This window comes from Mesorhizobium sp. M4A.F.Ca.ET.090.04.2.1 (assembly GCF_003999085.1).
GTDB lineage: Bacteria > Pseudomonadota > Alphaproteobacteria > Rhizobiales > Rhizobiaceae > Mesorhizobium.
In genome coordinates this window covers 1-22,455 of record NZ_RZOT01000023.1, presented here as the reverse complement: position 1 = coordinate 22,455, position 22,455 = coordinate 1, and the positions used below count along the sequence as shown (strand labels likewise).

21 protein-coding genes are annotated in these 22,455 nt (G+C 64.3%); 14 read left to right on the top strand and 7 right to left on the bottom strand.

Annotation, left to right across the window (positions count from 1 at the left end):
* The 6 genes from EN781_RS03495 to ugpC all read left to right on the top strand — a co-directional run.
* The coding region (locus tag EN781_RS03495) for an FCD domain-containing protein (protein WP_145965441.1) at positions 1–375 on the top strand (375 nt) is incomplete at its 5' end.
* Entirely contained in the window at positions 372–1,574 is a 1,203-nt protein-coding gene (locus tag EN781_RS03490) for a PLP-dependent transferase (RefSeq protein WP_126056879.1), read from the top strand. The genes EN781_RS03495 and EN781_RS03490, both read left to right, overlap by 4 nt.
* 28 nt (positions 1,575–1,602) lie before the next feature.
* The gene (locus EN781_RS03485) at positions 1,603–2,880 is read left to right on the top strand and encodes a sugar ABC transporter substrate-binding protein (RefSeq protein ID WP_126056878.1); all 1,278 of its coding nucleotides are present in this window, start codon (positions 1,603–1,605) and stop codon (positions 2,878–2,880) included.
* A gap of 189 nt (positions 2,881–3,069) precedes the next feature.
* Complete coding sequence (locus EN781_RS03480; protein WP_127399781.1) at positions 3,070–3,993, top strand: sugar ABC transporter permease; 924 nt, start codon at positions 3,070–3,072, stop codon at positions 3,991–3,993.
* On the top strand, positions 3,993–4,841 hold the full coding sequence (locus EN781_RS03475) for a carbohydrate ABC transporter permease (protein WP_126056877.1): 849 nt from the start codon (positions 3,993–3,995) through the stop codon (positions 4,839–4,841). Before EN781_RS03480 ends, EN781_RS03475 begins: the two co-directional genes overlap by 1 nt.
* Before the next feature lie 3 nt (positions 4,842–4,844).
* Positions 4,845–5,912, top strand: coding sequence for a sn-glycerol-3-phosphate ABC transporter ATP-binding protein UgpC (ugpC, locus tag EN781_RS03470; RefSeq protein ID WP_126056876.1), 1,068 nt, complete (start codon positions 4,845–4,847; stop codon positions 5,910–5,912).
* A 9-nt stretch (positions 5,913–5,921) separates the two neighbouring features.
* On the opposite strand, the gene EN781_RS03465 is transcribed toward ugpC, so the two are convergent.
* Positions 5,922–6,773, bottom strand: a complete 852-nt coding sequence (locus EN781_RS03465) for a TIGR01459 family HAD-type hydrolase (RefSeq protein ID WP_126056875.1) — start codon at positions 6,771–6,773, stop codon at positions 5,922–5,924.
* Positions 6,770–8,044, bottom strand: a complete 1,275-nt coding sequence (locus EN781_RS03460) for an FGGY-family carbohydrate kinase (protein ID WP_126056874.1) — start codon at positions 8,042–8,044, stop codon at positions 6,770–6,772. Before EN781_RS03460 ends, EN781_RS03465 begins: the two co-directional genes overlap by 4 nt.
* Before the next feature lie 182 nt (positions 8,045–8,226).
* Between EN781_RS03460 and EN781_RS03455 the strand changes: the two genes are divergently transcribed.
* The 7 genes from EN781_RS03455 to EN781_RS03425 all read left to right on the top strand — a co-directional run bounded on the left by EN781_RS03455 (position 8,227) and on the right by EN781_RS03425 (position 15,232).
* Positions 8,227–9,009, top strand: coding sequence for a DeoR/GlpR family DNA-binding transcription regulator (locus EN781_RS03455; protein ID WP_126056873.1), 783 nt, complete (start codon positions 8,227–8,229; stop codon positions 9,007–9,009).
* The gene (locus EN781_RS03450; protein WP_126056872.1) at positions 9,006–10,388 is read left to right on the top strand and encodes a carbohydrate kinase; all 1,383 of its coding nucleotides are present in this window, start codon (positions 9,006–9,008) and stop codon (positions 10,386–10,388) included. The genes EN781_RS03455 and EN781_RS03450 overlap by 4 nt, the downstream gene beginning before the upstream one ends.
* Before the next feature lie 16 nt (positions 10,389–10,404).
* The gene (locus tag EN781_RS03445; protein WP_126056871.1) at positions 10,405–11,298 is read left to right on the top strand and encodes a sugar phosphate isomerase/epimerase; all 894 of its coding nucleotides are present in this window, start codon (positions 10,405–10,407) and stop codon (positions 11,296–11,298) included.
* A 123-nt stretch (positions 11,299–11,421) separates the two neighbouring features.
* A complete protein-coding gene (locus EN781_RS03440) occupies positions 11,422–11,907 on the top strand; it encodes a hypothetical protein (RefSeq protein ID WP_126056870.1) in 486 nt (161 codons plus the stop codon).
* 173 nt (positions 11,908–12,080) lie between these two features.
* Positions 12,081–13,520, top strand: a complete 1,440-nt coding sequence (locus EN781_RS03435) for an aldehyde dehydrogenase family protein (RefSeq protein WP_127399780.1) — start codon at positions 12,081–12,083, stop codon at positions 13,518–13,520.
* 41 nt (positions 13,521–13,561) lie between these two features.
* Positions 13,562–14,149 carry a DUF1349 domain-containing protein gene (locus tag EN781_RS03430; RefSeq protein WP_127399779.1) on the top strand — a complete coding sequence of 196 codons (588 nt, stop codon included), beginning with the start codon at positions 13,562–13,564 and terminating at the stop codon, positions 14,147–14,149.
* A gap of 99 nt (positions 14,150–14,248) precedes the next feature.
* Positions 14,249–15,232, top strand: a complete 984-nt coding sequence (locus EN781_RS03425) for a glycosyltransferase family 10 fucosyltransferase (protein ID WP_127399778.1) — start codon at positions 14,249–14,251, stop codon at positions 15,230–15,232.
* 97 nt (positions 15,233–15,329) lie between these two features.
* Here the strand turns inward: EN781_RS03425 and EN781_RS03420 are convergent, their stop codons facing one another.
* Together EN781_RS03420 and EN781_RS03415 are read right to left on the bottom strand one after the other, a co-directional pair.
* Positions 15,330–16,700: a glycosyltransferase family 4 protein gene (locus tag EN781_RS03420; protein ID WP_245455275.1), complete on the bottom strand. Its 1,371-nt coding sequence runs from the start codon at positions 16,698–16,700 to the stop codon at positions 15,330–15,332.
* Positions 16,676–17,128: a TIR domain-containing protein gene (locus tag EN781_RS03415; protein ID WP_126056869.1), complete on the bottom strand. Its 453-nt coding sequence runs from the start codon at positions 17,126–17,128 to the stop codon at positions 16,676–16,678. Before EN781_RS03415 ends, EN781_RS03420 begins: the two co-directional genes overlap by 25 nt.
* Positions 17,129–17,595: 467 nt before the next feature.
* Between EN781_RS03415 and EN781_RS03410 the strand changes: the two genes are divergently transcribed.
* Positions 17,596–18,864, top strand: coding sequence for an O-antigen ligase (locus tag EN781_RS03410; protein WP_126056868.1), 1,269 nt, complete (start codon positions 17,596–17,598; stop codon positions 18,862–18,864).
* A 29-nt stretch (positions 18,865–18,893) separates the two neighbouring features.
* Here the strand turns inward: EN781_RS03410 and EN781_RS03405 are convergent, their stop codons facing one another.
* The 3 genes from EN781_RS03405 to EN781_RS03395 all read right to left on the bottom strand — a co-directional run bounded on the left by EN781_RS03405 (position 18,894) and on the right by EN781_RS03395 (position 22,171).
* On the bottom strand, positions 18,894–19,985 hold the full coding sequence (locus EN781_RS03405) for an acyltransferase (protein ID WP_127399777.1): 1,092 nt from the start codon (positions 19,983–19,985) through the stop codon (positions 18,894–18,896).
* A 114-nt stretch (positions 19,986–20,099) separates the two neighbouring features.
* Complete coding sequence (locus EN781_RS03400) at positions 20,100–21,317, bottom strand: polysaccharide biosynthesis/export family protein (protein WP_245492536.1); 1,218 nt, start codon at positions 21,315–21,317, stop codon at positions 20,100–20,102.
* A 176-nt stretch (positions 21,318–21,493) separates the two neighbouring features.
* A complete protein-coding gene (locus tag EN781_RS03395) occupies positions 21,494–22,171 on the bottom strand; it encodes a sugar transferase (protein WP_126056866.1) in 678 nt (225 codons plus the stop codon).
* Positions 22,172–22,455 lie beyond the last annotated feature (284 nt).

Genomic DNA, 22,455 nt, shown 5'->3' with positions numbered 1-22,455 from the left:
GTCCGCGCCGGCAAGGCCGAGCTCGCCGAGATCGAACGCAAGCTCGACCTTATGGAGGAGGCTTTCCAGACCCGCGCCGGCATGTCATCGGACGAGGACTGGGAGTTTCATCAGGCGATCTACCGCGCTTCCGGCAATCCGCTGTTCGAGCAGATCATTGCCGCCATGCACGAGCTGTTCCACCGCTTCTGGGAACACCCGCTCGGCGTGCGCGATTTCGGCCACGCCAGCTTCCCCTATCACCGGACTATCTACGAACGCATTGCCGCGCACGACCCGGAAGGAGCTCGGGCCGAGGCGCTGAAGCTCATCGCCACCGTCGAGGACGATCTGAAGCGCGGCGCCGCCAACCTCAAGCTTTCGGACCGCAAATGAATGAGCACCCCACCGGTTTCGACCCGGGCCTTTCCAACAGCGACTATCTGGCCGAGGCGGCTACGCTTCTGGCCCATGACGATCCGTTCCCCGGCGGCGCGGTGGTGCCGCCTATCTACCAGACCTCGCTGTTCACCTTCGCCAATTATGCCGAGATGGCCGACACCTTTGCTGGCCGGCGCCGCCAGCCGATCTATTCGCGCGGCGACAATCCGACGGTGATGGAGTTCGAAGCGCGCGTCGCCGCCCTCGAAGGTGCCGAAGCCGCGCGCGGCTTCTCCAGCGGCATGGCCGCGATCAGCGCCACGGTGCTCGCCTTCGTCGGCGCCGGCGAGCGCATCGTCGCCGTGCGCAACTGCTATGGCGATGCCTACCGGCTGTTCGAGCGGCTGTTCCCACGCTTGCAAATCAAGGTCGACTATGTCGACGGCTCCGACCCGGATGCGGTGGCGGCGGCGCTGCCGGGCGCCAAGTTGCTTTACCTGGAAAGCCCGACCTCGATGATGTTCGAGCTGCAGGACATCGCCCATCTGACGCGGCTCGCGAAGGAGCAAGGCATCGTCACCACCATCGACAATTCCTGGGCGACGCCCGTGTTCCAGAAGCCGATCGCGCACGGCGTCGATCTTGTGCTGCATTCAGCCTCGAAATATCTCGGCGGCCACAGCGACACTGTTGCCGGCGTGGTGGCGGGCTCCGCCGCGCATATCAGGCACATCAACGAGCAGACCTATTCCTCGCTCGGCGGCAAACTGTCACCCTTCGAAGGCTGGCTGCTCCTGCGCGGCCTGCGCACGCTGCCGCTCAGGCTGCCGCACCACATGAAGAGCGGGCTCATCCTCGCCGAGCGGCTAAAGGCGCATGGCAAGGTCGAGCGGGTTAATCATCCCGCCTATTCCAACCATCCCGGCAAGAAGACGCTTGCCGGCTATGCCGGGCTGTTCTCCTTCGAGGTGACGGAGGATGTCGACATTCCCGCTTTCGTCGATGCGCTGAAATTCTTCCGCATCGGCGTCAGCTGGGGCGGTCATGAAAGCCTGGTTGTGCCGGCCAAGGCCTCGCTCGAGCAGACGCCGGGCCTGAATTCGATGGCGCGCTTCGGCGTCAGCCCCCGAACCATCCGCTTCAATGTCGGATTGGAAAGCGTCGAGGATCTCTGGGCCGACATCGCCCAGGCCTTCGACAAAGCAAGAAAATAACCGAGCGTTCAAAATGGGAGTCCTGAACATGAAGAGACTGACGCTGATGCTTGCCGCCGTCGCCGGCCTGGCGATTTCCGCCAGCGGCGCCCTGGCCGACAGCACGATCAAGATGGTCGAGGTCATCACCAGCCCGCCGCGCACCGAATTCCTGAAGAAGCAGATCGCCGAATTCGAGGCGGCCAATCCAGGCGTCAAGGTCGAGCTCGTCTCGCTGCCCTGGGGCCAGGCCTTCGAGAAGTTCCTGACCATGGTGCAGGCCGGCGACACGCCCGACGTTGTCGAGATGCCGGAACGCTGGATGGGCCTCTATGCCAACAACGGCCAGCTCGAGGACCTCGGTCCCTACATGGCCAAGTGGGACGACGCCAAGACGCTCGGCGACCGCGCCAAACAGTTCGGCTCGACCGTCAACAACACGCAGTTCATGATCCCCTACGGCTACTATGTGAACGCGCTGTTCTGGAACAAAAAGCTGTTCAAGCAGGCCGGCCTCGACGGCCCGCCGGCGACGCTCGACGAGTTCGTCGAGGACTCCAAGAAGATCTCGGCCATCCCCGGCAAATATGGCTACTGCCTGCGCGGCGGCCCGGGCGCCTTCAACGGCATGCACATGTTCATGAACATCGCCGCCGGCAAGGGCGGCTACTTCAACGAGGACGGCACCTCGACCATCAACGACGAAGGCTCGGTCAAGGGCCTGCAGATGCTGGCCGACATGTACAAGAACGGCCTGGCGCCGAAGGACGCCGTGAGCTGGGGTTTCAACGAGACCGTCACCGGCTTCTATTCCGGCACATGCGCCATGCTCAATCAGGATCCGGACGCGCTGCTCGGCATCGCTGACAAGATGAGTGCCGACGATTTCGCCGTGGCGCCGCTGCCGGTCGGACCGAGCGGCAAGTCCTATCCGACGCTGGGCTATGCCGGCTGGGCAATGTTCGCCAATTCGCAGCATAAAGACGATGCCTGGAAGCTGATGGCGACGCTGCTCTCGCCCAAGGACAATCTGGAATGGGCCAAGGAAGTCGGCGTCGTCCCGATCCACAATGGCGCCGACCAGGATGCCCATTTCAAGACCGAGCAGTTCAAGGGCTGGTTCACCGAGCTCAGCGACAGCTCCAAATATGAAATGGTGACGCCGCCGACGCATCTGGAAAACCTCGGCAACTTCGTCGACCAGGTGGCGATCAAGAACTTCCAGGAAGTGCTGCTCGGCCAGAAGACGGCCAAGGAGGCGGCCGACGCGTGGGCCGCGTTCCTGACCAAGGAGCAGCAGGACTGGCTGGCTAAAAATAAGAAGTAGGCGCAGGCTTTTTCCTTCTCCCCGTTTCACGGGGAGAAGGTGACCCGAAGGGCCGGATGAGGGGCAGCGCCCACTCCCGAAAGGTTCGCGCCGCCCCTCATCTGCCTGCCGGCATCTTCTCCCCGTGAACGGGGAGAAGGACGCTGTTTTGCCCGCCGGCACCCATTCACCACCGTAGAGCCAAAACGTATGACCTACGCAGTGTCCGAAATCCGATCCGCCGCCCGGCCGCGCAAGAGAGGGCTGAACAAGACCGCGATCGAGCCCTGGCTCTATCTTTCGCCGGCTATCGTCCTGCTTGTCGTTGTGCTTCTGGTGCCGCTGATCATCGGCATCAGCTATTCGTTCCGCAAATTCTCGGCCTTCAAGTCGGAATATGTCGGGCTCGGCCAGTATCAAACTATGCTCTCGGACGCCGTCCTTGGCCAGGCGCTGATCAACACGCTGTGGTGGACCGTCGCCAGCCTGTTCTTCCAGTTCTTCCTCGGGCTCGGCCTGGCGCTTCTGCTCGACAAGCCGTTCGTCGGCCGCAAGGTGGTGCAGGCGGTGGTGTTCCTGCCCTGGGCGGTGCCGTCCTTCCTCTCCGGCCTCACCTGGGCCTGGCTGTTCAACCCGATCATCGGGCCGTTGCCGCACTGGTTGTTCGCACTCGGGCTGAAGGCCGAGCCGACCAACATACTGTCCGATCCCGCCACCGCCATGTGGGGGCCGATCATCGCCAACATCTGGTTCGGCATTCCCTTTTTCGCCATCACGCTGCTGGCCGCGCTGAAGTCGATCCCGTCGGAACTGCATGAGGCCGCCGCCATAGATGGCGCCTCGCCCTGGCAACGTTTTACCAAGGTCACGTTGCCGTTCCTGGCGCCGACCATTGTGATCACCGTCATGCTGCGCACCATCTGGATCGCCACTTTCGCCGACCTGATCTTCGTCATGACCGAAGGGGGGCCGGCGGGCTCGACCAGCACGGTGCCGGTCTACATTTATGTCAGCGCATTCAAGTCGCTGGACAAGGGCTATGCCTCGGCGGTCGCCGTGCTGCTCCTAGTGTTGCTGATCGCCTATGCGGTGGGGCTGATCGCCGTCCGCCGTACCTTGGTGAGGCACGTCTGATGATCGCCGGTCGCTCCACCTCCTCGCGCATCGCCGGCGGCATCGGTCTTTACGGCGCCATCGCCGCCTACATGGTCTTCGCGCTGTTTCCGATCTTCTGGACGCTGAAGATCTCGGTGACGCCGGAACGCCTGCTATACTCCGAAGGCATCACCCTCTGGCCGTCGCAAACGACATTCCAGAACTTCGTCACCGTGCTCGAAGCCTCCGACTTCCCGCGTTATTTCCTCAACAGCGTCATCGTCTCGGTATCGACGGCGGCTTTGGTGACGGTGATCGCCACGCTCGCCGGCTACGCCATGTCGCGCTTCACCTTTCGCGGTAAGGCGACACTGGCCATTCTCCTGCTGCTAACCCAGACCTTCCCGCTGGTCATGGTCATCCCGCCGATCTACCGCATCATGGGCGATCTAGGCCTGACCAACAGCCTGACCGGGCTGATCATCATCTACACCGCCTTCAACACTGCCTTCGCCACCTTCCTCATGCAGTCCTTCTTCGACGGCATCCCGAAGGATCTGGAAGAAGCGGCGATGATCGACGGCTGCACGCGCGCTCAGGCGATGCGCAGGGTGATCGTGCCGCTGACGTTGCCCGGCATGGGCGCCACCCTCGGTTTCGTCTTCACCGCCGCCTGGAGCGAATTGCTGTTCGCGCTGATGCTGATCTCCAGCGACGACCAGAAGACCTTCGCCGTCGGCCTGCTCACCTTCATCGGCAAGTTCGCCGTCGACTGGGGGCAGATGATGGCGGCCTCGGTGCTGGCGCTGATCCCGGTCTGCATCTTCTTCGCCTTCCTGCAACGCTATCTCGTCACCGGCCTCACCGCCGGCGCGGTCAAAGGGTAATCAATGGCTTCCGTCACGCTGCAACATGTCGAGAAGGACTATGGCTCGCTACGCATCCTGCACGGCGTCGATCTCGAGATCGCCGATGGCGAATTCGTCGTGTTGGTCGGCCCGTCCGGCTGCGGCAAGTCGACCTTGCTGCGCATGATCGCCGGGCTGGAGGAAGTCTCTGGTGGCGAGATCCGCATTGGCGAGCGGCTGGTCAACGATGTCGCGCCAAAGGACCGCGACATCGCCATGGTGTTCCAGTCCTACGCGCTCTACCCGCATATGGATGTCTCGTCGAACATGGGCTTCAGCCTGTTGTTGAAGAAGGCCGAAAAGGCGACGATCGACGGCAGGGTGGGCGCGGCCGCCAAGCGCCTCGGCCTCGACAGTTTCCTCGGCCGCCTGCCGCGCCAGCTCTCTGGCGGCCAGCGCCAGCGCGTCGCCATGGGCCGCGCCATCGTGCGCGACCCGAAGGTCTTCCTGTTCGACGAGCCGCTGTCGAACCTCGACGCCAAATTGCGCGTCCACATGCGCGCCGAGATCAAGGCGCTGCACCAGCAGCTCAAGACCACCTCGGTCTATGTCACGCACGACCAGGTCGAGGCGATGACCATGGCAGACCGCATCGTCGTCATGCATGACGGCTATGTGCAGCAGGTCGGCCACCCGCTGGAGCTGTACGACCGGCCGGTCAACACCTTCGTTGCCGGCTTCATCGGCTCGCCCGGCATGAATTTCTTGCCGGCGAAGGTCGCCAAGGCCGGCAAGCTCGATGCCGTGCTCGCCGACGGCCAGAAGCTCAGGCTGCCGGACGGGCTGCCTCTGGAGGATAGCGATGCGCTCACCATCGGGCTGCGCCCGGAACACATCAGGCTGGTCGACGATGGCGCGCTCAAGGCGGAGGTCGAGGTGGTCGAGCCGCTTGGCCTGTCGACGCAGTTCTATGTCAGGCTCGCCAACCAGCAGGTCTGCGTCTTCGTCATGGGGCGCAGCAACGTTAGGCCGGGCGACATTGTGCGGCTGTCGGCCGATCCGGCGGCGCTGCATCTGTTCGATCCAAAAGATGGAAACCGGATCGGGTGAGCCGGCCGATCAGCGCCAGTGGAACGCGTCCAGCGTATAGTCGGGGTACGCGCCTTGGCGGTCGAAAAGCGCGCTGAGGTCAGTGAAATTGGCCAATATCCCCGACCGCACCAGCGCTGTTGCGACGCCTGCGCCGGCGCCGCCGGCGATGTCGTGCTCGATGCTGTCGCCGACACAGACCACGCTGCCGCGATCCGGATTGCCGGCCAGCGCCAGCGCCGCCTCGTAGATCGCCGGATAGGGCTTGCCGATGCGGGTGACGCTGCCGCCGAGGCTTTCGTAGAGATCGGCGAGTTCGCCGGCGCCGAAGCGCGGTCCGACCGCCGTCAGCATGATCCTGTCCGGATTGGTGCAGAAGCACGGCACCTGCCGCGCCGCAGCCGGACCGAGTAGAGCGCGATAGTGGTCGAGATCGTAGCGGTCGCCTTCGCTGGCTGAAATCAGCACCAGCTCCGCATCGTCGCTGTTATCGGTCAGGGCCAGCGGCAGGCCATCGATCGCCGAGCGGTCGCCGTCGCGGCTGATCAGCAGGCATTTCGTTCCGCCCCTCAGCGCGCCCGAGGCCGCCATGTCGCGGAAGGCGCGCCACGCCACCTCGCCGGAGGAGACGAAGTGATCCCAGCTAGCCTCTTCGAAGCCGAGCTTCTTCAGGCGGCGCTCGTTCGGCTCCGCCCGCTTGCCAGAGTTCGAAATGAGCACCACTGTCTTGCCGGCGCGCTTCAGCGCCGACAGGGCTTCCACCGCGCCGGCATAAGGCTGCTGCCCGTCATGCAACACGCCGAACTGGTCGAGCAGGAAAACGTCGTAGCGCTCGGCAAGCGCTTCAATCCCATCGAGATGTCTGGCCAATTTCGCGTTCACAGCAGCCCCGCCTCGTTTGCGCCCCTGAGCGCCAGCCGCGCCGTGCCGGCGGCTGCCTCGTCAGACAGCGCCGGCACGAAATCGACGCCGAGCTTACGCTGCCGGATCGCGGTCCAGGCGGCGTTGGCGGCGCCGCCGCCGACACTGCGCACCGATGTCAGCTTCGGCGATCCGAGCTCGGCAAGCCGCCGATAGCCCAGTGCTTCGATAGAGGCGATGCCTTCCAGCATCGCCTTCAGGTAATCGGCGTCGGAAGCCGGCCGGGGCGTCAGCCGCGGCGGCAGCGTTGGATCGGCAATCGGAAAGCGTTCTCCGGCCGTGCCGAGCGGATAGTAGTCGAGGCCGGTCTCGGTCGCCGGATCGATCGCGGCACTCAGCTCGATGATGCGCGCCACCGAAAAATGACGGGCGAGCACCTTGCCGCCGGAATTCGACGCGCCGCCGGCCAGCCAGGCGTCGCCGAGCCGGTGGCTGTAGATACCGTAGCGCGGCGCCGAGATCGGCCGGTCGGACAGGATCTTGATGGTCAGCGACGATCCGAGCGCCGTCACGCCCTCGCCGGCGACTGTCGCGCCGGTGGCCAGGAATGAGGCGCAGCCATCCGTCGTCCCGGCGACCACCGCGATGTCGCGCGCAAGGCCAAACCGCTCGGCTGCGTCGGCGGTGAGCCTGCCGGTCACGCTGCCCGGTCTGACGATTTCGGGCAGCAGCTCCATGCGCATGCCGGTGGCGTCGATCCAGTCCGGCCAGCGGCCGGCCTCGACATCGTAGCCGGTCTTCAGGCTGTTGTTCTCGTCGCTGACATCGAAGCGGCCCGAGAATTGTCCGGCAATCCAGTCTGCCTGGTGCAGCATCCAGGCGACGCCGGGCAGGCGCTGGAAAGAGAGTGCCTTGGCGAGGCCCGAGGTCGCGCCGTGCGCGGCGCTTGCTTCCGGCGCCTCGCGGGCGATCACGGCGAGTATGGTGTCGACCGGAACCTTGTCGTTGTACATCAGCGGCTCGGCCAGCGGCCGTCCGACCGCGTCGACTGGCAGCACGGTGCCCGACGTGCCGTCGACGGCGATCGAACGCACCGCCGCGCGATCGATGGCGGAGAGCAATTCCTTCAGCGTTGCCTCGACCGCCGCCCACCAGACGACAGGGTCGCGGCTGTTGGCGCCAAAGCGGTCGAGTGGAACGGCGGCGCGCGCGGCGATGGAAAAATCCGGGCGCATGGCGACGGCGCGCGCGCCGGAAGTGCCGATGTCGATGCCTATGGCCAATGGCGCCATGTCGCTGTCCTTCGCAACTGCCGGCCGCGTCGTGCTTTCCGCTCGAAATTCCTGCAAGGGAGCCGACGTCGGTATCGCAGATACGAGCGATCTACGTCAATCATGATCTTCTTTCGTCAGAAATGACTTTGCTCTCCCATCGGGCTTGAGTAAGTTACGCCAAGCGACATCGGGAGGAAAAGTTGAGCGACTCCGGCCGCCAGCGTCAGATCGTCGAGATCTTGCGGGATCGCCCGTTCGCCTCGGTGCGCGAGCTGCAGGAGCGGCTTGGCGTTTCGGCGGCGACGGTCCGGCGCGATATCGACAAGATCGACGGGGCTGGCGAGGCGCGCAAGGTCTATGGTGGCATCTCGGCGCTCGACGGTGTAGCCCAGGCCGGCATCGCCTATGCCAGGCCCTATGACGAGAACCGCGACCTCGCCGTCGAGGCCAAGCGGCGGATCGCCGCCCTTGCCGCGACCATGGTGCGCGACGGCGACGCGGTCATCGTCCATGGCGGCTCGACCTGCTTTCATCTCGGCGTCAGGCTCGCCGACCGCAACATCCGCCTGTTCACCAATTCCATGCCGCTCGCTGCCTATCTCAGCGACCATGGCAACTGCAGCCTGACCATCGCCGGCGGCGATCTTCACCGCGAGCCCGGCATCATCCACTCGCTCGCCCAGGCCGCACCTTTCTACGCCGCGAAGTTCTTCGTCGGCGCCCAGGGGCTCAGCCAGGAAGGCGTGCTGGAATCGCATCCGCTGTTGGTCCGCTCGATCGTCGATTTGAGCCTGTGCGCCGACCAGATCGTGGTGCTGGCCGACAGCCGCAAGCTGTCGATCCATGCCCGCAATGTCGCGCTGCCGCTGTCGCGCATCGGCACGCTGGTAACCGATGACGGCCTGTCCGACGCCGATGCGCGTATGCTGGAAGATGCAGGCGTCATGGTGCGGATCGCCTCCGCCTCGGGGGCCGTCCAGTGAAAGTGGCGGTGCTTGATTTCGGCAAGACCAATTCGAAGCTGTTCGTCTTCGGGGAAGACGGGCGCATTCTCGACGGGCGCCGCACGAGGCCGATCTGGACACACAGGGACGGCTTCAGCGTGCTCGACGATGCGGCACTGCATGACTGGGCGCTCGCTGCCGTTAACGAAGCGGTCGACAGTCACGGCATCGAAGGGCTGATGGTGTCCGGCCATGGCTGCACCTTCGCCTTGGTCGATGATACGGCGCTCACGCACCCGATCCTCGACTACGAGCAGGAGCCGCCTGCCGAGGTCGCGGCGCGCATCGATCGCCGCATCCCGGATTTCTCCGAGACCTTCTCGCCGCGCTTGCCGCTCGGCTTCAACTATGGCCGCCACATGCTGTGGCTGAACGAGGTCGAGCCGGGCGCCTTCGCCTCGGCGACATCGATCCTCGGCTATCCGCAATATTGGAGCTGGCGTTTCGGCGGCCGCGCCGTCTCGGAAGTGTCCTATCTCGGCTGCCATTCGCATCTGTGGGCGCCGCGCCGGCGCGACTTCTCCTCGCTGGTCGACGCCGAGAGCTGGCTCGGCCGCATGCCTGCTTTCGCACGCGCCGGCGCTGTCATCGGCGAGCAGCATTTCGGCAAGGCCGGCAGGCCGGTCGCCATCCACAACGGCGTCCATGACTCGAATGCCGCGCTCCATGCCTATCGCCGGCAGCAGCTTGGATCGCTCACCGTGGTCTCGACCGGCACCTGGGTGGTCGTGCTCAACCCCGATTGTCCGCTGGACGTGCTCGACCGTGACCGCGACATGCTGGTCAATGTCGATGTCGACGGCGGTCCGGTGCCGACCATCCGCTTCATGGGTGGGCGCGAATTCGCGGTGATCAGCGCCGGCTGGCAAGGCGCCATATCGCCGGCTTCGATACAGCGGGTGATCGACGCCGGCATAATGGCCCTGCCCAGCTTCGCGCCGGGCGGTCCGATGCCTGATCGCGTCGGCGAAGTGATCGGCGGCGCGCCCGACAGAGAAGAACGCGCTGCGGTGGCGCTGCTCTATGTGGCGCTGATGGTCGATCTGTCGCTCGACCTGATCCATTCCAAAGACACCGTCATCGTCGATGGCGGGCTGAACGCGGGCGGCCTGCTCGCCAGCCTGCTGGCGCAGCTACGGCCCGGCCAGCCCTTCCTGCAGGGCGCCACGCTGGAAGGCAGCGCCACGGGCGCCGCCGCTCTCGCCTTCGAGAGCGCCGGTCGAGGCATGGCCGCCGAAACGCCGGAGCCCGTTGATGCCGCGCACTTTGCCGGGTTAGCCGGCTATCGTGATCGCTGGCGAGATCTCGCAATCGGCGCCGAGAGCGACAGAAGCCAAACTGCGGCTCGCAAGATTTGAGCAGATGGAGACGATCATGGCGCGCATTGGAATCCATTCTTTCGTCTGGTCGGCGAGCTCGGCGCAGGCGGACCTCGAGCGCACGCTCGCCAACACGAAGGAAGCCGGCTTCGACCTGATCGAGTTCTCCTATCTCGATCCGGCCAATGTCGATATCAGTCGGCTTGCCCGGCGCATCGCCGATCTCAGCCTTGGCGTCGCGATCAGCATCGGCCTGCCGGCCGACGGCGATATATCGAGTGCCGACAAGGCTAGCGCCGCGCGCGGCGTCGACATCCTCAACCGCACCATCGCGCTCACCCGCGATCTCGGCGGCCAGAAGGTCGGCGGCATACTCTCGACCAGCCACGGCCTGCAGACCGAGGCGCCGACGCGCGACCAGTGGAACCGCAGCGCCGCAACGCTGGCCAAAGTGGCGGAGACGGCCAAGGCCGCCGGCGTCACGCTCAACATCGAAATCGTCAATCGCTTCGAGAGCAATCTGCTCAACACCGCCGCGCAGGGGCTGGCCTTCATTGAGGACAGCGGTTCCGACAACATCTTCCTGCACCTCGATTCCTTCCACATGAACATCGAGGAGGCCGATGCCGGACTGGCCATCCGCAGCGCCGCCGGCAAAATCGGCTATGTTCATATCGGCGAGAGCCATCGCGGCTTCCTCGGCACCGGCAGCATCGACTTCACCGCGATCTTCGATGCGCTGACCGCCATTGGCTATAGCGACGACCTCAGTTTCGAATCCTTCTCCTCGGAGATCGTCGACGAGAACCTGTCGAAGAAGACGGCCATCTGGCGCAATCTGTGGACAGACAATATGGAGCTCGCCCGCCATGCCCGCCGCTTCATCGCGGTCGGGCTGGAGACGGCGCGGCGCAAGGCCGAGCTGGTCACGGCGACGCAGAAGCCCTGAGGCTCTGGCTGGCACCTACCGCTGCCTTGAAGCTTGCGGGTAATTTTACGAGCGCATTCGATTAAGATCGTCCCTGTTTGATTCGTCCCCGGTCATGGCCCGGAGAGCAGGAGCAGGAACGGCATGAGCAAGGCCCTTACCACTTTCGCGTTGGTCGCGGTGCTCACCGCTCTGCTCATGGCGCTTTCGCTGGCGGTCGCCAGGCACGGCTATCCCTACGGCGCTTTCGGCGTGAAACGCCTCGACGGCATCGCCGATGCCGGCTCCTTCATTCCGCTAGCCGCCGTCTATTTCTTCAGCGCGCTTCTGATGATGATCCTGCCGCTGCGCGCCGCCAGCATCGTGCTGACCAACGCCGCCGACGCGCTGTTCTGGGCGACGGTTGCGCTGTTTGCCACCATCGTCGGCTCCCTCGTCGCCAGATGGGCCTTCGGCCAGGGCGGCGTGCCGTGGGCGCTGGTCAACTGGCGGTTCCTGTTCGTCGCCGCCATCGTCGCGGCCCATTTCGCCATGAACGAGCTGCGCCGCAATATCCTGTTGAGAAGCCTGTTCTTCGTCGTCTTTGCCGCGGCGACGCTGGCCTGCCTGTTCTGGACCTTCCAGGCCTGACCACCCATATCCCGTTTCGGCAAGGCGACAGGCGCGGGCTTTCATCGGCCCGCGCCATCGGCTATTCCGGTCCATGACCGCCTTCTCGCTGTCATCATTTGTCTGATAAATGGCTTGACTGAGAGATGACCGCGGCGGACAAGGCCGCCAGCAAAGCTTCACAAGGAAAGACCATGACCCTGTTTCGTAAGAACCTCATCGATGGCGAATGGGTGGGCGAGGCCGGCTCCCGCAACATCAACCCCTCCAACACCGGTGATGTCGTCGGTGAATATGCCTCCGCCGGCGCAGGCGAGGCGCGTCAGGCCATCGCCGCCGCCAAGGCGGCCTTTCCGGCCTGGTCGCGCTCGGCGCCGCTCGCCCGCCACGCGGTGCTGAAGAAGACGTCCGATGAGATCATGGCCCGCAAGGACGAGATCGGCCGCAGCCTGGCGCGCGAGGAAGGCAAGACGCTCGCCGAAGGCATTGGCGAGACGATCCGGGCCGCCCAGCTTTTCGACTTCTTCGCAGGCGAGACGCTGCGCCTGTCGGGCGAGTTGGTGCCGAGCGTGCGGCCCGGCGTCGGCGTCGAGATGACCCGCGAAGGCGTCGGCGTGGTCGGCATCATCACGCCGTGGAATTTCCCGATCGCCATCCCGGCCTGGAAGATCGCGCCTGCGCTGGCCCACGGCAACACCATCGTCTTCAAGCCGGCCGAGCTGGTGCCGGAGAGCGCCTGGACCATCGTCGACATCCTGCACCGCGCCGGCCTGCCCAAGGGCGTGCTCAACCTGGTCATGGGCAAAGGCTCGGTGGTCGGCCAGGCCATGCTCGACAGCCCGGACGTCAACGCCATCTCCTTCACCGGCTCGGTCGGCACGGGAAAACGCGTCGCCGCCGCCAGCGTCGAGCACATGCGCAAGTTCCAGCTCGAAATGGGCGGCAAGAACCCGCTCGTCGTGCTCGATGACGCCGATCTGGCGGTCGCCGTCGATTGCGCCCTCAACGGCGCCTATTTCTCCACCGGCCAGCGCTGCACGGCGTCCTCGCGCCTGGTGGTGACCGATGGCATCCATGACCGCTTCGTCGAGGCGCTGAAGGAGCGCATGGAGAAGCTCGTCGTCGGCGATGCGCTCGACGCCAAGACCCAGATCGGTCCGGTCGTCGACGCCACACAGTTGAAGCAGGACGAGGACTACATCGCCATCGGCCGCCAGGAAGGCGCCGAGCTTGCCTTCGGCGGCGAGCGGCTGGGTCGCGAGACGCCGGGCTTCTACCTTCAGCCGGCGCTGTTTGTCGGCGCCAGCAATGCCATGCGCATCTCGCGGGAGGAGATCTTCGGCCCGGTCGCCAACGTCATCCGGGTCAAGGATTATGACGAGGCCCTCGCTGTCGCCAACGACACGCCGTTCGGCCTGACCTCCGGAATCTGCACCACCAGCCTGAAGCACGCGACGCATTTCAAGCGCAATTCTGAAGCCGGCATGGTCATGGTCAACCTGCCGACCGCCGGCGTCGACTTCCATGTGCCGTTCGGCGGCCGCAAGGGCTCGAGCTACGGACCGCGCGAGCAGGGCCGCTACGCCATGGAGTTCTACACCACGGTGAAGACGGCCTATACATTCGCCGGCTAACTAAAACGGCGACGGCGCGAGCGCGAACCAGGCAGGCGAGCATGTCGACGGTAGACTGGAATGCGGACCTGACTTGGCTCAACCCGCCGCCGCATCATTCCTTTGCCGGTAGCACCGTGCAGGTGCGCACCGGCAAGGAGACCGACTTCTGGCGCGAGACCTTCTATGGCTTCCGGCGCGACAACGGCCATTTCCTCCATCGGCCGGTCGCCGGCGATTTCAGCGCCGAGGTCACGGTCAAGGGCGACTATCGGGTGCTCTACGACCAGGCCGGCCTGATGGTGCGACTGAGCGAAACGCACTGGATCAAGGCCGGTATCGAGTACACCGACGGCCTCGCCTATTTTTCCGTCGTCGTCACCAACGATGCCTCCGACTGGTCGCTGGTCGGCATCGCTGCCGATCCCAACGGCGTCAGAATCCGCCTGACCCGCCACGCCGAGACCATCCGCGTCCAGTATCTGGACGCCGCCGACGGCCACTGGAAGCCAGTGCGGCTCGCCTATTTCCCGCCGTCGAAGTCGGTCGATGTCGGCATGATGTGCTGCTCGCCGCAGCGCGAAGGCTTCGAGGTCAGCTTCTCGGATTTTTCGATCGGTCCGCCGATCCCAAGGGAACTGCACGACTGAGACGCTTCGAGCCCGCCCGCCGCGGCGGTAAGGACGTTCTTTCCCAAGCTCGGGCCGCAAGGGTATATGAAAGAAATTCCCACGCGCCGAAAGTCTCCTATGCCGTCAGGCCATCCGCTCATCCTCTTCTACACGACCTTCTTCGGCAAGCCGGTCGACATAGCGGCCATCCCCGCTTGCGCGGTGCCCGTCGAATGGACCAATGACCGCCGCCGCCTTGCCGAAGCCGCGGCGGTGGTGTTCCATCTTCCGGATTACCGCGAGATCGGCGACGCCCGCAAATATCCCGGCCAGACATGGGTCGCGTGGTCGATGGAGAACCCGCAGAACTATCCGCGCGCCGCCGCTCCCGGCTTTATGCGGCATTTCGATCTCACGATGACGCACGAGTCCGGATCGGACATCTGGACACCCTATCTCCAGAACGCGAGCTGGTGGGAGGCGATACGCAACAGCGCGATACCCTCCAAGACCGAGAGCGCTCCGGTGGTGCGTTTCCAGTCCGCGAGCATCGATCTCAGCGGCCGTGGGGCGTTCGCAGCCGAGCTTGCCGGGCATATCGGCGTCGATTCTTATGGCCGCTATCGTCCCACGCGACAGATCGAAGGCCCCGATCTCGGATCGCAGACCAAGATCGAGACCATAGCGCGATATCACTTCTGCCTGGCGCTGGAGAATTCGATCGCGCCCGACTACGTCACCGAGAAGATCTTCGATCCGCTCTGTGCAGGCAGCGTGCCGGTCTATCTCGGCGCCCCCAACGTCGGCGAGTTCGTCCCTGCCAATTCCTACATCGACGCGACGGCGTTCGGCACGCCGGCCGAGCTTGCCGCCTATCTCCGCCATCTGCTGGAGACGCCCAGCGCCTATGAGGCCTATTTCGCCTGGCGCTCGCAACCGCTGCCGGAGTCGATCGCCAGCCGCCTGCCTCTCCTGGAAACGCCGGCGAAATGCCGGCTGGCCGAGCTCGTCCATCAGCGCATGCAGCAAGGGCAGGGCCTGTCGCCGGGCTGGCCGTCGCTGCCGTTCGGCGGCGTCTCCTTCCTGCGCACCAAGCTGCGCCGCTGGCGGAAGTCTCGTTGACGCCGCAGGGCCCGGCTGTTCACATGGCCCGTGGAGGGCCTTGAACTTCGCAAGGTCTGCCGGCACGGTCATCGTCGACAAAAGGTAGGGGCAGCCGTCATTTGTGCTCGTCGTCGAGCCGAAGCCCGTGGCGAACCGCATCGCCGATGGCTTGCGGCCCGAACCGTGACCACACAGCTGCATGAGCTTGGGTCCGCTGCCTGGCCATGCGGGGCGGGTCCATGCACAGCGCGATGGCCTTCTCTGCCAGCCTTTCGTCCTCGTCGGACAGCAACACCTCTTCATCCTCGGCCAGGTCCAGGCCCTCGGCCGCCAGCCGCGTCGCCAGCACGGGAACGCCGAAGGCCATCGCCTCGAGGATCTTGATGCGCGTGCCGCCGCCGGATGAAAGCGGAACGAGGCAAAGGTGAGCCTTGGCCAATAACGGCCTTGTGTCATCCGGATCCTCGATGAGCGAAACGCCTTCCAGACCGGCCAGCGCCCGCACGGCCGGCATAGGCGAGCGTCCTGCAAGGACAACATTCGCCTGCGGCAGCGCCTGCCGGATGAGCGGCAGGATGTTGCGGACCAGCCGTTCGGCGGCCTCGATGTTAGGCTGGTATCCGAGATGGCCGACGAACAGGATGACTGGAAAGCCGTCTGAAAATGCGGGCTGCGCCGGCAATACCCTCGCAATGGCCTCGGCCCGTGGAATGCCGTTGGCGACGATGTCGATCGGCACCGTGCCGGAAGACGATGGCTCGAGTCTGTCGCGGTCAAGGCGCGAGCAGACCCAGATCCTGTCGACGATCCTCGCGGCCTCTCGTTCGAGGCGTTTGAGATCAGGCGCGGTGACCAGGGTGCCGTGGGCCCGTTCCAGCTGTCCGGCGAGATTCGATTCGACATTGTGCATGTCGAGGACGAGTTGCTCGGTCAGCGGCCGCAAAGGCCGAAGCAACCTGAACAGCGCAATGCCCTCGACGACGATCGTGTCCGGGCGGAACTCGCGGGCAAGCGCCTTGAGGCGGGCGAGCGCCCGGCGTGGAATCCGGCTCTCGCCCTTGGCTCGCCGCCAGCCCAGCCACGGGCCGCGCATTTCGCCCGCTTTGGTCAGGGCAACCACACCAATATTGCTGTCGAGCGGCTGCGCTTCGTCGGTCCGCGGACAGATCGAGACGAGGCGGACCCGCCCGAGTTCAGCTGCCGCCGTGGCATTGCCGAAATTCCGCAGATCGGCGCCCGATGTCGGTGGAAAGGCCGGGTCGTGGCAGACGATCAAGGTCCGGTGCTTCCCAAGCGCCGGCAGCGGCGTGGCCGGAGCCCTGGGCGGAACCAGCTGCCCGATGCGGACGCGGTACAGCCATGCCTTCCAGGCTCGGCCCAGAACCTGGTGGGGGCGAACGGCGCGCATCAGCAGCCGGAGACGCTGCAAGGCAGTCGGGGGAAGACCACTGCGCCCTGGCTTTAGAGGTTCTTGATCGACGTCCAATGGCTTAGCCGCTCCGCGATCAACGCCATGCGACGCTGATTGTCGTTCCCGTCCAGGATGGTCACGTCCTCCGGATCGGCGCGCAGATAGACGCCGGACGTGCGTGCATTTACTTCCGAGTTCGTATCCGATCGTGTCGTGAAGTATCCGCCGGCCTCGAACACATTGTCGCGCGGCGAAGCCTGGGCGGGAACGGTAGGGGCCGATTCCGGCTGGCTCGCGCTCGTCCATTCGTCCTGGGCGAACACGAAAGCGGCGAAGTCGACCTCGCGCGCAAGCTCGAGCAGGCGCCCCAGCGTGGTCGTCCCGGGATTGAAAACAGTTGTCCAGGGCTCGACATGGGCAATCTCCTCGAGGCCGCGCGTCAGCGCCTGCAACAGCTTCTTCTGCTTTCCGGAGGACCCCAGGAAGATTCGCGGTTTGGCCATCCATTTCCTCCAGCAAAGCGACTCACCTTAGCGTATGCGGACGGCCTTCCCCATTGCAACGGCAGCTGGCGTCGATGACATGCCGGCTGTTATGGCTCCGTCCGATGTTGGAAGAACTGCAGGAACAGTTCCCGCGGTGTTCCTGTGCTCGGACGCCGCCAGGGCATCACCATGGAAAACATCCAGATCACCGGCGACGCCCTGTGGTAGGAACAGGCATCGCGCAGGGTTCGCCGGCCAGGGCTCAACCACGCGCCGTCGCCGCATTCGCGCCATGCGTCTGTGCAATATGGCTTTCGGGCACTTGTTTGCCCGCGACAACATTTGTCGTTGAGTGCCGCGCGATAGGACGGTAAGTTATATTGCACTGCACAATGGAAGCCCGGATCGGGGAATGCCCGGGGCTTCGCACCGGCCTTTGACAGCCCGCTCCCGAGGGCTCAGCGAAAGAGATATCCGGTAGGGATATGAAGATTCCAAAGTCCTTGTTGATCGATCCGGAAAGGAATGCCGTCTATGGCACCTTCGCCGTTGCCATCTCGGTCTTCGCCTTTGCCTATTCCACCAATTTCGGCAAGGTGCTCATCCTCGCCTATTATGCAGTCTGGCTGCCGCTGATCCTGGTCGACTACCGGCGGTTCCTGCGGCATCTCTCCGATGCCTGGCTGCCGCTGCTGTTCGCCGCCTACATCTGCTTCTCGGTGTTCTGGTCGCATGCGCCCGGCACAACGGCGCGCGCGGCACTGCAGTATTTCTCGCACATATTGTGCGCCTATGTCGCCGCGCGCACGGTCAGTGTCCGCACGCTGGTCGTCGGCTCGCTGATCGGCATCTTCGTCGTGCTGCTCTATTCGCTGCGTGTCGGCGGCTACGCGCTCGACACGATTGACGGGACCACCAATTTCGTCGGTGCCTTCGGCTCCAAGAACCAGGTCGGCTTCTTCGCCTCGCTCGGCCTCTATTTCTGCTTTGTCTTTGCCATCTTCTACCGGCGCGGCTGGCAAAGCCTGGTCTGGACGGCGCCGATCGGCCTGCTGTCGCTGTATATGCTGGCGATCGCCCATTCCGCCACCTCGGTGGCGTCGCTGCCGGCGGCCGTCGGCGTCGTCCTTCTGCTCGCCGTGAGCAAGGTGCTGTCGCGCCGCTATCGGCGGGTGCTGTTCACGGTCGGCGCCTGCGCGCTGGTCGGCGCGGTCATGGCCGCGCTCAATCTTGGCCTGCTCGATTTCGTGCTCGGCATCTTCGGCAAGGACTCGACGCTCACCGGACGCACCTATCTGTGGGAGCAGGGATGGGAGGCCGCGCAGCAGTTCCCGATCCTCGGCTATGGCTACGCCGCCTACTGGGTGCAGGGCTTCGCCGAGGCCGAGCGGCTATGGGCCGAGTTCTACATCACCACCCGCACCGGCTTCCACTTCCACAACACCTATATCGAGACCCTGGTCGAACTCGGCTTTGTCGGTGTGACGCTGATCGCGATGGTCATCCTGCGGTCGTTCTGGGGACATGTCTCGTCGGTGGTCTTCCGCGACTGGCGCGCCGATTCGGTCGTGCTGGCGGGCGCGGTGGGTCTCATGCTGCTCCGCTCCTTTTTCGAGGTCGAGATTCTCGGCCCGTATTTCACCGCCTCCTTCATCGTCTATTACGGCCTGTTCAAGCTGCGCCCGGCGCCCTCGGCGGTTCGCCCGCAGCGCGCGTGCGTCGCGATCCACGAAGCGAAGCCCGCAAGCGGCTGACGCCGGTTCGGCGGCGAGAGAAGGGCGGTTCAGGCGATGGCGCGCGAGCGCTGCATCTGCCGCTGCAGGAAGCGCCGCACCGGCTCATCATAGATGCGCGTCGCAATGTCGGAGATGACGATCACCACGATCGCCATGGCGATGCCGAACCAGGGATGATTAGCGAACGGATCGATCGAGACGGCCTTGCCCGCTCCAGCGATGATCATCAGCATCGGCGTGTGAATGATGTAGATCGGGTAGGAGATCCGCCCGAGCCAGCTGTAGAGCTTCGACAGGCGCGGTGAGGTGGCCGCCACCGCCCCGACCGTCACCATGACCGGAAACAAAAGCACCACGCAGATCAGATCATAGGCGGCGCGTGCGCTGCCGCCTGCCGGCGCGATGGCGAAGATCACCAGCGTCAGCGCGAGCGCGATCTCGACCCAGTAGCCGCGCTGCAGGAAGCCGAGGCTCCCCTGATAGTGCGCCATGGATCGGCAGAGCAACACGCCGAGAAAGAACGAGAAGGTAACGCGCGGCAGGCCGCTGGCGATGGTCGCCCCGGTCATGCCGAAATCGAGCGTGCCGGAGAGCACCGCGGCAAGAACAAGCAAGGCAAGGCTGCCGGTGATCAGGCCCAAGAGCACCCGCTTCGACAGGACGAGGAACAGCAGCACATAGGCGATGTTCACCAGCAATTCAAAGAACAGCGACCAGGATGCGGGGTTGAGCGGGACGATCGTGTGGTAGGCGTCGCCAACCAGCGGGATGAAAAGCATGCCCGTCGTCAGCATCAGGGCGACATCGGACAACGGCATGTATTCGCCGGGCATTAGCCTGTTCTTGATCAGCAGGTAGAAGGCGCCGAGCAGCGTGCCGGCCAGATAGAGCGGATAGAGCCGTATCAGCCGGACCAGCAGGAAGGTGCCGAACCCCATCCCGCTCTCGATCTTGCGGTCATAGGCGTGCGCGATGACGAAACCGCTGAGCAGGAAGAACAGGTCGACAGCCAGATAGCTCGACGGCAGCACCTTGCCGTCAGCGATGAACGGCGAGAAGTGGTAGAGCATGACGCTGATCGCCGCCACGCCGCGCAACGCGTCGAGATTGAGGTAGATGTGACGGGTTGCCGGCTGCATTCGTGGCCTTCATCAGCGGATCGCTGCGCGACTTCTGCAGCGGCTCTCCTGCGCCCCGCGGGGCTGCCTTCTCAATTCTTGCCGGCGTCCGCCCGCGCCATACATGCCGATCGCCTACTGGCTGGCCATCGGCGCCAGCTTCACTTTGATCACGTCCCCAGGCTGCACCGGCGTATCCTCGGTCGCCGCGACCTCGGTCGTCTTGCCGTTGACCACCCGAACCAGCGCGTAAAGCAGGGCGGGTTGATCGCTGTTGGTCATGGCTGCCTGCGTGGCGGGGTCCGAGGCCACGGTCATCAGGCCCTTTTGCATGCCCACCCTGAGTTCTGCTTCTTTCAGGTCGGTTTCGACTTGCTGGCGGTCGGAGGCGAGGCTCGATCTCAGCGTGTTTTCGGCGTCGGTAGCGTCCTGCGTCGCCTTGCTGATCGACTGTTTGGCGGTAAGGATCGCCGTCTCGTAGTCCAGGATCTGCCCCTGCAGGTCGGCGATCGTCTGTTCCGAATTCAGCACCCGCGTCTGCACGACGAGGCCCTTCTGCGCCAGCGCTCCGACGCTGTCGAGCTGTTCCTTGGCGAGGTCCACCTGGCGCTGCTGGTTGACGATCTTCTTCTGCAGCGACTCGATCTCGTTCTGCAGAAGGTTCTTCAGGTCGTCCAGCGCCTGCAGCTTCAACTTGAGCTTCTTCTGATCGGACGTCAGCACAGCCATCTCGTCGGCGACGATCGTCGCCACCTTCGGATCGTCGGCGACTTCCTTCGGCGCCTCGAATGTCGTCTTGTCGGCGAGCTCGGCGTCGATGCGGGCGCGCCTGACGACGAGGCGAAGCCGCTGGTCGTCGTAGATGTCGTAGTTGCCTTTGGCGGTGATCAGGTCGCGATCCTGCTGCGGGCCATTCTCCGCGTTGCGGCGGATGCCGCCTGCGACGCTGATCGCCTTCAGCACGGTCAGTTCCGGCACATAGGGAAATTGCCCGGGACTCTGCACCTCGCCGGAAATGTAAAATGGCCGGAACTGCACCATTTCCACCGAAGCTTCCGGCCTGTCCGAAAGCGCCAGCTTACGCTGCAGCGTCTCGCTGATCACCGCGGCGATCTCGGCGGTGGTCTTGCCGGCGGCGGGCAATTCTCCCGCGAACGGAACCGACAGGGTCCCGGCCGGGCCGACCGAATACTCGCCATTGATGGCCGACCAGTCGCGGAACGTGCCCTCGACCGTCTGCCATTCGGCGATTCGGATGTTGAGCTTGTCCTGCGGCCCAAGCTGATAGTCGCCGGCCATGGCAGGGACAGCCAGCAAAAGCGCAAGGCCGGCGACAGCAAGCCGCGCCGGCATCATGGGGCGCGACAGACGGCTGTCGCGAAGGAGTCCGAATATGTCTGTTTTCAACTGAACGTTTCCGATCCGCTTGCCCCATCGCCCGATGAGCTTGCTGCCGGACGCCCGATCCGATGCGAGACGGCGTCCCAATCGAAGGCTGCCGTGCTCCTTGCGGAGCCCGGCCTTGCGGCTCAGTAGCTGCCGCGCGACATCCATACTGCAGGCACTGTCTTGAAGATGATGCGAATGTCCTCGAACAGCGACCAGTTCTCGACATAATGACGATCGAAGGCGACGCGGCTGTCATAGGACACGTCGTTGCGGCCGCTGACCTGCCACAGCCCGGTAAGACCCGGACGTGACTTCAAATAGTAGACCGCGGCGCTGCCATAAATTTCCAGCTCGTCGCGCACGACGGGGCGCGGCCCGACCAGGCTCATGTCGCCCTGCAGGATGTTGATGATCTGGGGCAGTTCGTCGAGGCTGAGTTTTCGCAGCACCTGGCCGACGCGCGTGACGCGCGGGTCGTTCTTCAGCTTGCGCGTCGCGATCCACTCGGCATTGGCTTCCGGATTGGCGGCAAGATGTGCGGCCAGAACCCGCTCGCCGTCTTGCACCATGGTGCGGAACTTGAGGCACGGGAAAATCCGGCCGCCGCGGCCGATGCGCTTGTGGCCATAGAAGATGCTCCCGCCGTCCGACAACTTGACGAGCAGCGCGACCATCAAGAACAGCGGGCTGAGCAGCACCAGGCCAGCCAGCGAACCGACGATATCGAAACCACGCTTAAGAAGCCCGCCGATCGGTGGCGGAAAATCAATGCCGGCGTGCGAAAAACCCGCATCGGCCGACTTGGCAATATCCCTCATGCCGCAACTCCATACGTTGAACGAATGGTTTACGGCACGATATCAAAAAAATGCTGCAGCGCAACACACAATTTCCCATCACGATGAAATAGTCACGTCATGAATTGACTAAATAATAAACGTACCCTGCCCATAAATTCACCTTTATGGCGTGTTTGTGACAAACTATGAGCAACGTAAGGAAATGTAGTGCCTTTTTGAGGCCGATTTTGGGCGAATCGTTCTTTGTCGCAGAGGGGATTGCCATAACTCACCCCCGAATCACTCACTTGGCCAAGTTATTC

What these genes read in the sequence shown, in the direction of transcription:
- EN781_RS03490 (WP_126056879.1), top strand. Translation starts at nt 372, where the DNA reads ATGAATGAGCACCCCACCGGTTTCGACCCGGGCCTTTCCAACAGCGAC.
- EN781_RS03485 (WP_126056878.1), top strand. Translation starts at nt 1,603, where the DNA reads ATGAAGAGACTGACGCTGATGCTTGCCGCCGTCGCCGGCCTGGCGATT.
- EN781_RS03480 (WP_127399781.1), top strand. Translation starts at nt 3,070, where the DNA reads ATGACCTACGCAGTGTCCGAAATCCGATCCGCCGCCCGGCCGCGCAAG.
- EN781_RS03475 (WP_126056877.1), top strand. Translation starts at nt 3,993, where the DNA reads ATGATCGCCGGTCGCTCCACCTCCTCGCGCATCGCCGGCGGCATCGGT.
- ugpC (WP_126056876.1), top strand. Translation starts at nt 4,845, where the DNA reads ATGGCTTCCGTCACGCTGCAACATGTCGAGAAGGACTATGGCTCGCTA.
- EN781_RS03460 (WP_126056874.1), bottom strand. Translation starts at nt 8,044, where the DNA reads ATGGCGCCATTGGCCATAGGCATCGACATCGGCACTTCCGGCGCGCGC.
- EN781_RS03445 (WP_126056871.1), top strand. Translation starts at nt 10,405, where the DNA reads ATGGCGCGCATTGGAATCCATTCTTTCGTCTGGTCGGCGAGCTCGGCG.
- EN781_RS03440 (WP_126056870.1), top strand. Translation starts at nt 11,422, where the DNA reads ATGAGCAAGGCCCTTACCACTTTCGCGTTGGTCGCGGTGCTCACCGCT.
- EN781_RS03435 (WP_127399780.1), top strand. Translation starts at nt 12,081, where the DNA reads ATGACCCTGTTTCGTAAGAACCTCATCGATGGCGAATGGGTGGGCGAG.
- EN781_RS03430 (WP_127399779.1), top strand. Translation starts at nt 13,562, where the DNA reads ATGTCGACGGTAGACTGGAATGCGGACCTGACTTGGCTCAACCCGCCG.
- EN781_RS03425 (WP_127399778.1), top strand. Translation starts at nt 14,249, where the DNA reads ATGCCGTCAGGCCATCCGCTCATCCTCTTCTACACGACCTTCTTCGGC.
- EN781_RS03415 (WP_126056869.1), bottom strand. Translation starts at nt 17,128, where the DNA reads ATGGCCAAACCGCGAATCTTCCTGGGGTCCTCCGGAAAGCAGAAGAAG.
- EN781_RS03410 (WP_126056868.1), top strand. Translation starts at nt 17,596, where the DNA reads ATGAAGATTCCAAAGTCCTTGTTGATCGATCCGGAAAGGAATGCCGTC.
- EN781_RS03405 (WP_127399777.1), bottom strand. Translation starts at nt 19,985, where the DNA reads ATGCAGCCGGCAACCCGTCACATCTACCTCAATCTCGACGCGTTGCGC.
- EN781_RS03400 (WP_245492536.1), bottom strand. Translation starts at nt 21,317, where the DNA reads ATGCCGGCGCGGCTTGCTGTCGCCGGCCTTGCGCTTTTGCTGGCTGTC.
- EN781_RS03395 (WP_126056866.1), bottom strand. Translation starts at nt 22,171, where the DNA reads ATGAGGGATATTGCCAAGTCGGCCGATGCGGGTTTTTCGCACGCCGGC.